Source organism: Amycolatopsis sp. A1MSW2902 (genome assembly GCF_017312175.1).
In the GTDB taxonomy this organism is placed as follows: Bacteria; Actinomycetota; Actinomycetes; order Mycobacteriales; family Pseudonocardiaceae; genus Amycolatopsis; species Amycolatopsis nivea.
Genome location: NZ_QJPO01000003.1, coordinates 530,681 through 543,309 on the forward strand (window position 1 = coordinate 530,681; position 12,629 = coordinate 543,309).

General features: G+C 68.9%; 12 protein-coding genes. 7 read left to right on the top strand and 5 right to left on the bottom strand.

What is annotated here, in order from left to right; genetic code table 11:
• Nucleotides 1-2: 2 nt before the first annotated feature.
• The 6 genes from DMP23_RS45485 to DMP23_RS45510 all read left to right on the top strand — a co-directional run bounded on the left by DMP23_RS45485 (nt 3) and on the right by DMP23_RS45510 (nt 6,376).
• Nucleotides 3-836: an aldo/keto reductase gene (locus DMP23_RS45485; RefSeq protein WP_337824953.1), complete on the top strand. Its 834-nt coding sequence runs from the start codon at nt 3-5 to the stop codon at nt 834-836.
• Entirely contained in the window at nt 833-1,162 is a 330-nt protein-coding gene (locus tag DMP23_RS45490) for a DMT family transporter (protein ID WP_308196555.1), read from the top strand. Before DMP23_RS45485 ends, DMP23_RS45490 begins: the two co-directional genes overlap by 4 nt.
• A 389-nt stretch (nt 1,163-1,551) precedes the next feature.
• Nucleotides 1,552-2,403 carry a geranyl diphosphate 2-C-methyltransferase gene (locus DMP23_RS45495; RefSeq protein WP_337824954.1) on the top strand — a complete coding sequence of 284 codons (852 nt, stop codon included), beginning with the start codon at nt 1,552-1,554 and terminating at the stop codon, nt 2,401-2,403.
• A gap of 10 nt (nt 2,404-2,413) precedes the next feature.
• Nucleotides 2,414-3,511: a family 2 encapsulin nanocompartment cargo protein terpene cyclase gene (locus tag DMP23_RS45500; RefSeq protein WP_337824955.1), complete on the top strand. Its 1,098-nt coding sequence runs from the start codon at nt 2,414-2,416 to the stop codon at nt 3,509-3,511.
• A gap of 49 nt (nt 3,512-3,560) precedes the next feature.
• Entirely contained in the window at nt 3,561-4,976 is a 1,416-nt protein-coding gene (locus DMP23_RS45505) for a family 2B encapsulin nanocompartment shell protein (RefSeq protein WP_134662300.1), read from the top strand.
• A 5-nt stretch (nt 4,977-4,981) separates the two neighbouring features.
• Nucleotides 4,982-6,376 (top strand): family 2B encapsulin nanocompartment shell protein, encoded by a 1,395-nt coding sequence (locus DMP23_RS45510; protein WP_337824956.1) that lies wholly within the window; start codon nt 4,982-4,984, stop codon nt 6,374-6,376.
• Between the two features lie 140 nt (nt 6,377-6,516).
• Here DMP23_RS45510 and DMP23_RS45515 read toward each other — a convergent pair whose 3' ends face one another.
• Together DMP23_RS45515 and DMP23_RS45520 are read right to left on the bottom strand one after the other, a co-directional pair.
• Nucleotides 6,517-7,053: a snapalysin family zinc-dependent metalloprotease gene (locus tag DMP23_RS45515; protein ID WP_037813066.1), complete on the bottom strand. Its 537-nt coding sequence runs from the start codon at nt 7,051-7,053 to the stop codon at nt 6,517-6,519.
• Nucleotides 7,054-7,091: 38 nt separating this feature from the next.
• Nucleotides 7,092-7,787: a S1 family peptidase gene (locus tag DMP23_RS45520; protein ID WP_337824957.1), complete on the bottom strand. Its 696-nt coding sequence runs from the start codon at nt 7,785-7,787 to the stop codon at nt 7,092-7,094.
• Nucleotides 7,788-8,230: 443 nt separating this feature from the next.
• On the opposite strand from DMP23_RS45520, the gene DMP23_RS45525 reads away from it, so the two are divergent.
• Nucleotides 8,231-9,301, top strand: coding sequence for a S1 family peptidase (locus DMP23_RS45525; protein ID WP_337824958.1), 1,071 nt, complete (start codon nt 8,231-8,233; stop codon nt 9,299-9,301).
• Nucleotides 9,302-9,383: 82 nt separating this feature from the next.
• On the opposite strand, the gene DMP23_RS45530 is transcribed toward DMP23_RS45525, so the two are convergent.
• The 3 genes from DMP23_RS45530 to DMP23_RS45540 form a co-directional block, all read right to left on the bottom strand.
• Entirely contained in the window at nt 9,384-10,544 is a 1,161-nt protein-coding gene (locus DMP23_RS45530) for an IS30 family transposase (RefSeq protein WP_443111383.1), read from the bottom strand.
• 320 nt (nt 10,545-10,864) lie between these two features.
• The gene (locus tag DMP23_RS45535) at nt 10,865-11,062 is read right to left on the bottom strand and encodes an MbtH family protein (protein ID WP_037813453.1); all 198 of its coding nucleotides are present in this window, start codon (nt 11,060-11,062) and stop codon (nt 10,865-10,867) included.
• A 21-nt stretch (nt 11,063-11,083) separates the two neighbouring features.
• Complete coding sequence (locus DMP23_RS45540) at nt 11,084-12,325, bottom strand: MFS transporter (RefSeq protein ID WP_037813069.1); 1,242 nt, start codon at nt 12,323-12,325, stop codon at nt 11,084-11,086.
• Between the last annotated feature and the right edge of the window lie 304 nt (nt 12,326-12,629).

Sequence of the window (12,629 nt, forward strand, 5' to 3'; positions counted from 1 at the left end):
TCATGCACTCGTTCACGCTCGCCGGCCGCACCGTGCACCGGATCGGCTACGGCACCATGCAGCTCGCGGGACCGAAAGCCATGGGCGAACCGGCCGATCCGGAGCGCGCCAAGGCCGCCGTCCGCGCCGCCGTCGACGCGGGGATCCGGCTGATCGACACGTCCGGCTACTACGGGCCCGAAGTCGCGAACCGCCTGCTCGCCGGGGCGCTGCGGCCCTATCCGGAGGACCTGCTCATCGCCACCAAGGTCGGCGCGCGACGCAGCCCGGACGGCGGGTTCGTCGCCGACGCCGCGCCGGAAGCGGTCAAAGCGGCCGTCCGGGACAACCTCGCGCAACTGGGCGTCGAACGGCTTCCGTTGGTGCACGCCAGATTCATGCCCGACAGCACCGTCCCGTGGGCGGACACCGTCGGAGCGCTCGCCGAACTGCGCGACGAAGGACTGCTCGAACACGTCGGCGTCTCGAACGTCACCCTCGATTTGCTGGACCAGGCGCGCGCGGTCACGCCGATCGCGTCTGTCGAGAACGAGTACCACGTCGGGCACCCTGGCGGCCGGGACGTCCTGGACGCGACCACAGCCGCCGGGATCCCGTACCTGGCGTTCCGTCCGCTCGGGAACGGAGCATTGGCCGGAGAGGGCTCGCCGGTGGCCGAGCACGCCCGACAGCTCGGCGTTTCGGCGGCGACGCTGGCCCTCGCCTGGCTCCTGGACCTCGCGCCCAACGTCGCCGTCATCCCCGGCACGAGCGACCCCGCCCACCTCGCCGACCTCGTCGCCGCGCAGGAACTCGCCCTGCCGTCCGACGTTCGCGCCGCGCTCGACGAGGCATGACGATGGGCTGGATCGCCGTTTTCGCGGCCGGGCTGCTCGAAATCGCCTGGGCGCACAGCATCCGCCTCACCGACGGCTTCACCAAACTCGTCCCGACGCTCGTCTGCGGGGTGCTCACCGTCCTCGTGCTGTACGTGCTGAACGTCGGCATGAAGACGGTCCCGGTCGGCACGGCGTACGCGGTGTTCGTCGGGATCGGCGCGGTCGGCACCGCGGTCGTCGGCATCTTCTGGCTCCGCGAACCGGTCAGCGCGGCGCGGATCCTCGCGCTCGCGCTGATCGTCGGCGGGGTCGTCCTGCTCCAGCTGACCTCCCGGACCGCGTGACAGCCGGGCCGGTCCCGCACACGACCGGCCCGGCCCCCGGAGTTCCGCGGCCCGGAACCGCTTAGGCCCATCGGGCGTCACCCGTCTGCCAGCATCGTCCACAGGCTGTCGCCATCCGTCATCCGCCCGTGTCCGCGGCGGCATCGAACGTGGCCCGGCGACCGGCGCGCGAACACACCGCAGGAGCGGTTTCCTAGGCCAGAAGAGGCACGCCGGACCGCTCCCGCCAGCCCGCGAGTGAATTCCCGCGAATCGTCTTGTCCGGGGAAAAGAATCCTCGCTAGCCTCGGACGCAGAGGGAGAAAAGCCGAGCGCCTCGCGCCGAGACGAAGCGCGCCGGCACAGTTCGCCGCGTGACGGCCGGAAATTGGTCCAAAAGGGAGTACATGATGACGTCTGTTGCCCGTCCGGTTGCCCGCACCGCGTATCAGCAGTCGGTCGCCGACTACTGGAACGCCGAAAAGGATCCGGTCAACCTGCGCCTCGGCGACGTCGACGGGCTTTACCACCACCACTACGGCATCGGCGACTACGATCCGTCCGTCCTGGACGGACGCGGGGAAAAACGGGACAAGGCGATCATCGCCGAGATGCACCGGCTGGAGACCGCGCAGTCGCAGTTTTTGTTGCAGCACCTGGGAGATATCAACCCCACCGCCCGGCTGCTCGACGCCGGCTGCGGCCGCGGCGGCACGAGCGTGCAGGCGCACCAGCGGTTCGGCTGCCGGGTGGACGGCATCTCCATTTCCGAGCAGCAGGTCGATTTCGCCAATGAACAGGCCCGGCTGCGGGAAATCGACGATTCGGTGCGATTCCATCTCCGGAACATGCTCGACACCGGATTCGAAAGCGGCGATTTCGCCGGGATCTGGAACAACGAAAGCACGATGTACGTCGATCTGCACGAGCTGTTCGCCGAACACGCGCGCCAGCTCGCGCCCGGCGGGCGATTCGTGACCATCACCGGGTGCTACAACGACCTGACCGGCGGGCGTTCGCGCGCGGTGAGCCAGATCGACCAGCATTACATCTGCAATATCCACGCGCGCGGCGACTATTTCAAAGCGCTCGCCGCCAACGGGTTCGTCCCGATCAACGTCGTGGACCTGACCGAGGCGACCATCCCGTACTGGGAGCTGCGCGAGCAGTCGTCCGTCGCGACCGGCATCGAGGGGCCGTTCCTGACCGCCTACCGCGAGGGCAGCTTCCACTACCTGCTCATCGCCGCCGACCGCGTCTGAGCGGGCCGACATGTCCGGAATCGCAGCGGTCCGGCCCCACCCCGCGCTGGCCGGCCCGGCCGGGCTGGGGACCTCGGCGGCGCGGATCGCGGCCCAGTTCGCGCCGTCGCGCGGGACCGATCCGGCCTACGCGGAGCGGGAATGGGGCGACGGCAGCGCGTCGCCGCTGTACTGCCCGGTCGTGCGCCGCGTCGACGAGCCGCTCGCCGAGGAGGTGGACCGGCGGCTCGTCGCGTGGGCGCGGGACTGCGGGTTCGAGGGCGAGGGGCTGGACCAGATCGCGCAGGCCACGTTCGGCAGGCTGGTGATGCTCGCCCACCCGGACACCTCCGACCCCGACCGGCTGCTGATCGCCGCGCAGCTCAACGCGGTGTGGTGGGCGGCGGACGACTACTACGCCGACGACAGCTCCCTCGGCGCCTCGCCGACCGAGCTCCCGCCGCGGCTGGCGCTCGTCATGGCCGCGATGGACCCGGTCGCGCCCGCGGGCGAGTTCTCCGAGCCGCTGGAGGAGGCGCTGCGGGCCGATCCGATCCGGGTCGGGTTCCGCTCCGCGGTCGACCATCTCGGCAGGCACGGTTCGCCGGTGCTGGTCCAGCGGGTCTGCTACTCGACCTTCGCGATGTTCGTCAGCTGGGACGCCTACGCCGCGTGGCGCCACACCGGCCGCTATCCGCCGGCCTGGGAATACCTGGCGGCCCGCCAGCACGACAGCTTCTACACGTCGATGACGCTCGTCGACGCGGTCGGCGGGTACGAACTGCCCGCGCCGTTCTACTACGACCCGCGCGTGCGGGAGGCGATGATGCGCGCGGGCACCGCGACGGTCCTGGTCAACGACCTCCATTCGGTGGCCAAGGACGCGGCCGACGAGAACCCGGTCTGCAACATGGTGCTGCAGATCGCCGCCGACCGGGGCTGCCCGGTCTCCGAGGCGGTCGAGACCACGGTCGCGCTGCACAACCGGATGGTGCGCGAGTTCGAGGAGGGGCACCGCGCCCTGCTCTCGGTCCCGTCGCCGGAACTGCAGCGCTTCCTCGCCGGCGTCCGGGACTGGATGGGCGGCGGCTTCGAATGGCACGCCACGAATCCTCGCTACCGATCCTGACCCGCATCCCTGATCCCAGGCTTCGCAACCCAGACAAGGTGGTTTCGCTGTGACTGTCACCGACCCGGTCGACTCCGCGGACGTGGAGGACCAGGAACCCTTGAGCCTAGGCCGCGCGGCGGCGCGGCAGCTGGCCACGACGACGAAGTCCGTGCCGCAGATGCAGGGCATCAGCACGCGGTGGCTGCTGAAGGTGCTGCCGTGGGTCGAGGTGTCCGCGGGCACGTACCGCGTCAACCGGCGGCTGTCCTACACCGTCGGCGACGGCCGGGTCACGTTCGTGACCAGCGGCTCCGAGGTCCGGGTCATCCCGCCGGAGCTCGGGGAGCTCGCGCCGCTGCGCGGATTCGAGGACGAGGAGGCGCTGGCCGAGCTCGCCGGCCGGTTCGAGCAGCGCGAATACCAGCCGGGCGACGTGCTGGCCGAATTCGGCAGCCGCGCCGACCAGGTGTTCCTCGTCGCGCACGGCAAGATCACGAAGGCGGGCGTCGGCGCCTACGGCGACCAGACCGTGCTGGGCACGCTCGTGGACGGCGACTACTTCGGCGAGAACGTGCTCACCACCTCGGACGGGATCTGGGAGTACACCGCCAAGGCGGTCACCGCGGCGACCGTGCTGACGTTGTCGCGCCAGGAATTCGAAGGCGTGCTGAACCGCTCGGACCCGCTGCGCGAGCACCTCGACGCCTTCGTGGCGGGCGGCGGCACGGCCCGCAACGAACACGGCGAGGCCGAGATCGCCCTCGCCGCGGGCCACGACGGCGAACCGCAGCTGCCGGGGACGTTCGTCGACTACGACACCTCCCCGCGCGAGTACGAGCTGAGCGTGGCGCAGACCGTGCTGCGGGTCCACAGCCGGGTCGCCGACCTCTACAGCGAACCGATGAACCAGACCGAACAGCAGTTGCGGCTGACCGTCGAGGCGCTGCGGGAGCGGCAAGAGCACGAACTCGTCAACAACCCCGATTTCGGCCTGCTGAACAACGCCGACTTCGACCAGCGCGTGCCCACCCGCACCGGCCCGCCGACGCCGGACGATTTCGACGAACTGCTGTCGCTGGTGTGGAAGGACCCCGGGTTCTTCCTCGCGCACCCGAAGACGATCGCCGCGTTCGGGCGGGAATGCAGCAAGGCGGGGATCTACCCCGGTTCGGTCGACCTCGGCGGCCACCAGGTGCCCGCGTGGCGCGGCGTGCCGATCCTGCCGTGCAACAAGATCCCGGTCACCGAGACCCGCACCAGCTCGGTGCTGCTGATGCGGACCGGCGAACAGTCCCAGGGCGTCGTCGGGCTGCACCAGACCGGGCTGCCCGACGAATACCAGCCGGGCCTCAACGTGCGGTTCATGGGCATCAACGAGCAGGCCATCCTGTCCTACCTGGTCTCGGCCTACTATTCCGCCGCCGTCCTCGTGCCCGACGCGCTCGCCGTGCTGGAAGCCGCCGAAATCGGCCGGGAGGGCTGAGCGCGGTGCCCGTCACGGAACAAACGGACCGACAGGAGCAGCTCTCCCTCGGCGTCAAGGCGGCCCGCACCCTCGCCACGACCACCAAGTCGCTGCCGCAGATGCGCTCGATCACCACGCGGTGGCTGCTGTCGCAGCTGCCGTGGGTCGAGGTGCCCGGCGGCAGCTACCGGGTCAACCGGCGGCTCACCTACACCGTCGGCGACGGCAAGGTGAGTTTCTTCCAGACCGGCGCGCAGGTGCAGGTCGTCCCGCTCGAGCTCACCGAGATCGAGCTGCTGCGCGGCTTCGCCGACGAAACCGCCCTCGGGGCGCTGGCGGACGCGTTCGAACAGCGCGAGTACGAGGCGGGCAGCACGCTCGTCACCGCCGGGCAACCGCTGGACCAGCTCGTCCTCGTCGTGCACGGCAAGGTCACCCGGCACGGCGAGGGCCAGTACGGCGCGGAAACCCACCTCGGCACCGCGACCGACGGCGACCACTTCGGCGGCGAACTCCTCTCCGGGGACGACGCCACCTGGGGGTTCACCGCTCGTGCAGCCACCAGGGTGGTCGCGCTGGCGCTGCCCGCCGGCTCGTACGCCCGGCTCAACGGCAGGCTCGACTCCCTGCGCGCGCACGTCGCGCAGGCTTTGTCCCAGCCGCGGAAACCGCAGAACCGCAAGGGCGAGGCGAACATCGACCTGTCCGCGGGTCACGACGGCGAACCGGTTCTGGCCGGGACGTACGTCGACTACGAGCCCTCGCCGCGCGAGTACGACCTCGCGGTGGCGCAGACGGTCCTGCGGGTGCACAACCGCGTCACCGATCTGTACAACGACCCGATGAACCAGTTCGAGCAGCAATTGCGGCTCACCGTCGAGGCGCTGCGGGAACGGCAGGAACACGAACTGGTCAACAACCCGGATTTCGGCCTGCTGCACAATGCCGATCTCAAATCCCGGATCACCACGCGCACCGGTCCGCCGACGCCAGGCGATCTGGACGAACTGCTCTGCCGCCGCCGTAAAACGCGCTTGTTCCTCGCACATCCGCGCGCGATCGCGGCGATCGGGCGCGAATGCACGAGGGCGGGCATTTACCCGGAGCCGGTCGTGGTGGACGGAAAACGCGTCACCGCGTGGCGCGGCGTCCCGATCCTGCCGTGCGACAAAATCCCGGTCACCGAGGCAGGCACCACGTCGGTGCTCGCGATGCGCACCGGGGAAGACGACGCGGGCGTCATCGGATTGCGGCCGAAAAACCTCGCCGACGAATACCGGCCGGGGTTGAATGTGCGGTTCATGGGCATCAACGACCGCGCAGTGTCGTCCTATTTGGTCAGTGCCTATCACTCCGTCGCGGTTCTGGTGCCGGACGCGCTGGGGATTCTCGACGACGTCGAGGTGGCGCGCGGCTGAGGTGTGCCGATGCTCGCCGGAAGCGGGGTGCTTCCGGCGAGCATCGGTGTGTCAGCGGTAAATGTGCTTACCTGGCAAGCGGACTCGGGCGTGCAGGTGATCCGTGCTCATCGCCTGAGCCGCCGCAAACGCGCGCCGGGTCAGCGGTAAATGTGCTTGTCCGGCAGCCGAACCGTCGCGAAGCCGTTCGCGAAGTTCGCGTCCACCTGGGCCGACTCCTGGGCGTCGGGCATCGCGTTCTTGCACGTGATCCCCGGGCCGTGGCCGGACATCAGTTCCGAGCAGGGGCCCTCGTAGTGGTCGGGCAGGCCGAGGTTGTGGCCGATTTCGTGGGCGATGATCCTGGTCGGGTCGTTGCCCTCGGCGACCTGCTGGGTGTCGATGTAGATGTCGCCGTTGCCGTGCCCGTCGGTCTGGGTGTAGGAACCGCCGCCGGTGGTTTCGTGCATGATGATGGTCGCGGCGCCGCCGCTGTTGAGGTGCACGTTGTGCACGGAGTTGTTCCAGTTCGCCGCGGCCTGGGTGGCCTCGGCCTGGTAGTCGGGCAGGCCGCTGGCGTCGTAGTACAACTCGACCGCGTCCAGCGGCGCGGCCGACGCCGTGCCGGCTCCGGTCAGCGGCAGCACCAAGGCGGCGGCCGCGCCGGCGGCCAGCCGGCCAAAGCGGTGCAGGGTCATGGTTTTTCCTCTCCGCACAAGGTCTTCCTGGACAGGGGTCAGCTTCCGATCTGCTGCTGGATCCACGACATGTACTGGGCGATGCCGGTGTAGAGGGTGGTGGTGGCGCATTCGCCGCCGTTGTCGCCGGGGCCGTGGGTTTCGCCTACCAGCGTCCAGTTCCCGGTGGTGCCGACGATCGCCGGGCCGCCCGAATCGCCGTGGCAGGCCGAATGCGAGTAGTCGCCGGAGATGCAGACGTCGCCCGAACCGCCGCCGCCTTCGGCGCAGGCGCTGCTGTCGAGGACCTGAAGGTCGATCTGCTGCAGGGTTTGCGGCGTCTGGCAGTTGGGCCAACTCGTGCAGCCCCAGCCGAGCAGCCGCGCGCCCGTGCCCGGCGACGGGTTGCTCTGCGCCATCGCGACCGGTGCGGACTGGGCGGGCTGGCTCAGGTGCATCATCGTCAGATCGGTGCCCGGATTGGTGATCACGTTGTCGATCTGGCCGACTTCGCCGGAGTTGATGTCGGTGGAACCGATCCGCGCCTGCGAGGCCTGGCCGCAGTGGTGCGCGGTGATGATCCACTGGGGCGCGACGAGGCTTCCGCCGCAGCCGTTGTCCAGGGACACCATGAACGAGTAGGTTTCGGTGGCGTCGCTGCCTCCGATGATGGCCGGCTGCGCCGCGGCCGCCGGTGCGGCCACTCCGAACAAGAGGGCGGCCGCGCCCATCATCGTCAGCAAAATTTTCCGCATCGCTTTCCCTTCCATAGCAGCCAATCCCGCCGATCGCGGGAGTGGAGTTCGGCCGGGATACGGCCGGGGACGACTTCGCGGGCGCCGGGCCCGCGACGGAAACCACAGAGTCCCAGGGCCGCCGGAGTCCGAACACCGTCGAAAGGAGGGATACGACCGGACCTCGAACCGTGCGCGGCGGCACGAACCTCGATTACCGGCATGAACCGAACGCGGAATAAGCTGTTCCGGTTCGGTGTCCGCGCTGTTCAACGAGCCGCTAATGGATCGGATGCGGCAAGTTCCGTTGAGCGGACGCCGCGACTCACTGACCAGCAAAGCCGAACGGGATTCGCGACTTTCGTGGGTATAAGAGATTGCCAAGCGTCCCTAAACTGCGAATTGCGCACGCATTCGCTGACCGCAGTGCGCCATCGTCCTATTCGCAAGAAACGGAGATGTGCATGATCCCAGCACTCAGTCAAAGACACGGCGGACGCGGCGGTATCGCCTTCGCCGCGGCGGTTCTGGCCGCTGGATCAGTTTTCGCCGCCTCGGGCGTCGCGACCGCCCAGCCCTCGGCGGCCCCGCTGAACGCGAGAGCCGCGACCGCCATGTCCGCCAGCCTCGCGAAATCGCTCGGCGACCGCACCGTCGGCTCGTTCTACGACCAGGCCAGTTCGCGGCTGACAGTCACCGTCACCGACCAGGCCGCCGCCGACCAGGTCCGCGCGGCGGGCGCGACGCCGAAGTTCGTGAAATACCGTGCGTCCCAACTGAAAGCCGTCACCGCGGAATTGGCCCGCACAGCGAGCGTCCCCGGAACCGCGTGGCGTGTCGACCCGCGGACCGGACAGGTGCTCGTCACCGCCGATTCGACGGTCACCGGAGCCAAGCTCTCCCAGGTGACCAACGCCGTCCACCGCTTCGGCGACAAGGCCCGTTTCGCGCAGACGAAGGGCACCCTGCGCCCGCTGATCAGCGGCGGGGACGCGATCTGGGGCCAGGGCCTGCGCTGCTCGCTCGGCTTCAACGTGCACACCTCGAGCGGCCAGGCCGCCATCCTGACCGCCGGACACTGCGGCGTGGCCACCAACGACTGGTGGGCCGACCAGGGCAACTCGCAGCACATCGCCACCACGTCCGCCGCGAACTTCCCCGGCACCGACTACTCGTACGCCACCTACGACGCCGGCGTGGACGCCCCCAGCGCCGTGAACACCGGCCAGCAAATCACCGCAGCAGGCGACGCGACCGTAGGCGAAACCGTAACCCGAAGCGGCTCGACCACCGGCGTACACGACGGCCAGGTCACGGCGCTCGATGCCACGGTGAACTACCAGGAAGGCAGCGTGAGCGGCCTGATCGACACGACAGTCTGCGCAGAACCCGGCGACAGCGGCGGCTCGCTGTTCGACGGAGCCACCGCACTGGGCCTCACCTCAGGCGGCAGCGGAGACTGCAACTCCGGCGGAGAAACCTTCTTCCAGCCAGTCCCCGCAGCACTGAGCGCCTACGGATTGGTTCTGCCGTAAGGCTACCGCCCAGTTTCACGTACGTGAGGGGAACCCTGAAGGAATCTGGGTGGATTCGAGGGGTTGTTGCAACGCGGGTGGTTCAACTGGTTTCGGCGAGGAGTGTAGCGAGGCGTTCGGCTGGGGTGTCCCAGTTGAGTGTTTTGCGGGGTCGGCGGTTGAGTTGTGCGGCGACGGCGGCGAGGTGTTCGGGGGTGTGGACTGAGAGGTCGGTGCTTTTGGGGAAGTACTGGCGCAGCAGGCCGTTGGTGTTTTCGTTGCTGCCGCGTTGCCAGGGGCTGTGGGGGTCGCAGAAGTAGACGGGGATGCCGGTGGCGACGGTGAATTCGTGGTGGCGGCCCATTTCGCTGCCCTGGTCCCAGGTCAGGGATCGTCGCAAGTGCGCGGGCAGGGTCGCGGCGACGGCGGCGAGGGCGTCGCGGACGGCGTCGGCGCCGCGGCCGTCGGGCAGCGCGACGAGCAGGGTGTAGCGGGTGGAGCGGTCGACGAGGGTGGCGATGGCGGAAGCGTTGTCCTTGCCGATGATCAGGTCGCCTTCCCAGTGGCCGGGGACGGCGCGGTCGGCGGCTTCGGCGGGCCGGTCGCTGATCATGACCATGGGTTCGGCGAAGCGGGGCCGGCGTTGTTCGCTGCTGGCGCGGGGTTTGCGCATGGTGCGGCCGGTGCGCAGGGCGCGGGCCAGCTCGCGGCGCAGTTCGCCGCGGCCTTGGACGTAGAGGGCCTGGTAGATCGTTTCGTGGGTCACGTGCAGCTCCGGCCGGTCGGGGTGGTCGCGGCGCAGCCGGGCGGCGATCTGCTCCGGGCTGAATTTGTCGGTCAGCATCGCCTGCACCCGGTCCCGCAGTTCGGGGCAGGCCGCGATCTTGCCTGTTTTCGGTCGCGGACGCCGTGCCCGGGCGAGGTCGTGGGCGGCGTGGGGCCGGTAGTCGCCGCAGGGGCGGGCGTTGCGGGCGATCTCCCGGCTGATCGTGGACGGGCTGCGGCCCAGCTCGGCCGCGATCGCCCGCCGCGAGCGGCCCGCCGCCAGCCCGTCCGCGATCGCGATCCGCTCGCCCGCGCTCAGGAACCGGCCCGAGTCCGGCCCGGGCCGCGCGGCCGGGCGCGCGGTCGCGCCCGCCCGGCTCGGTCGCCCGTGCCGCCAATAGTGCCCGGTCCTGCGGTCGACCCCGACCCTGCGGCACGCCTCGACCGTGCCCACGCCCTCCGCCACAAGATCAAAATAGCGGCGGCGTTCCGCCGCCAGCCTCACCCGGCCCCGCGGAGCCCGACCACGCCCGACCACGACCACTGCAACCCCTGCCCAACTCAGGCGTTGCAACCACCACTAGAACCCAAGCTGATTCCCTCAGGGTTCCCCTCACGTACTCGCACCGATGCACCCAACGATCAAGGCACCCACAGCCCGCAACCCCGATATACAGCCAAAAACACGGCGCGGGGGTGCTTGTCAAGGCATCTTTCCCGCCTTGACAAGCACCCCCGCGCCGTAGTCACAATCAGGCTGAGGGGTGGTGGGCCCCACCGAGGACGCAATGTCGCCGCCAGGCGACGAGCCGCCCGAGATTACTCAGCCGCCATCCTCTCCCGAAGCGAACGAGGCCGCATATCCGTCCACACCTCGTCCACATGCCGCATGCACTCCTCCCGGCTCCCCCTCATCCCATCCCCCCGCCACCCAGCCGGAACCTCCTTGTCCGCAGGCCACAACGAATACTGCTCCTCGTCGTTAACCAAAACCTGAAACACACCCTCGTCATCCATCACATCGTCCTTTCCTGACATTCACTGACCAGAAGACTCTTCAAGCTCACGAACCCGAGGCGCAGCAGGCAACCCGCGCAAAGTCCGGCTGAACGTCGTCACCAAAGTGACCACCGCAATAGACCCAGTACAAGTCAACACCGCAGCCACCGCAGGCAACGCCTCCACCAACCACCCGCCCAACGCAGGCCCGGCAGCAGCAGCCAACCCGCCAGTCACCCCGAGAACTCCCCCGAGCCGCCCGCGCAACCCGTCCGGAGTGGACAGCAACTGATAAGTAGCAATAGCAGTATTAGCCGCAGGAGGCAAAAACGCAACAGCCGCGAACAACGCCCCCATCACATATCCATTATGGACGAACACAGCAAGCGGCGTCAGCACAGTCAACGCCCAAAACACCCCGATGACCAACCCATAAGCACTAACCCACCGATGCAGATAGGGCGCGGCCAACGACCCGAGAATTCCCCCAGCCCCCAACATCGCCGCCATCACGCCAATCTCCCCCGACGGCACCCCCCGCTCATTGGCCAGCACAATAATTACCAAATAATAAGCGGAAAAGAACAGATTCAAACTGACCACGCACAACACCGTCGCCCGCAACGGCGGCCGAGTCCACACCCACCGAAGCCCCTCGACGATCTCTCGCCCCAGATGCCTGGCCGGAGCGTCCTCAGCCCGCTCGGGTCCCCGAGGCAACCGCACGAACAACAACGACACAAACGCAAAGACATGCGCGACCACGTCGAAGAGAAACGGCACCGCCCGCCCCACCGCGAAGAGAAACCCGCCAAGCGCAGTCCCGGACAACTGCCCAGCACTAGTCCGCGCAGCGTTCATCGCGACCGCCGAAGGAACCTGCTCCTCCACCACCAGCCGCGGCAAACTGGCTTCCTCCGCCGGCTCGAACAACGCCCGGCTCAACCCCATCACGACGGCCACCGCGACAAGCATCCACACCTCGGCAACGCCCCAGTACAACGCGAGCACCAGCCCGCCCGCCGCGACCGCCTGCGCCGCTTCGCACCCGAGCATGATCCGCTTGCGAGGCCACCGATCCACCAACGCCCCCGCAGGCAACCCGGCAACCAGCTGACTGATCGCGACCGCCCCGAGCACCAGCCCCGACTGCGCCGCCGACCCGGTGAGCGCCAGCACCAGCAGCGGAAACGCGATGGTGGTCGTGCTGAACCCGGCCTCGGAGACGACCTGGCCGGTCCAGAGAAGCCGATAGTCGCGATTGCCCGCTATCCCGCTCATGCTCCGCCTCCCGAAGGTCCCTGTGGACGAACCGCACTCGCGCCCCCGGCAACGGAGGACTCCCGCCGCGGCCAGCCGTCGTGCCCGGCTATCCGGCTCATCCCTCGGCCCTCCCGACAATCAGCGGTCACGGCAGACCGAGCCTCGCAACAGTCCTCGGGGACAAGCCCGCTCGTGCCCCGGCGATCCGCCGCAATGGCCCGCAAGACACCCACCGAACCGGACGCCGCGGACCATCCCGTGGAATCGGCGCGGCAACGTCCCCTGCCCGGACACCCGCTCACCCCACACCGCCCCGGCGACC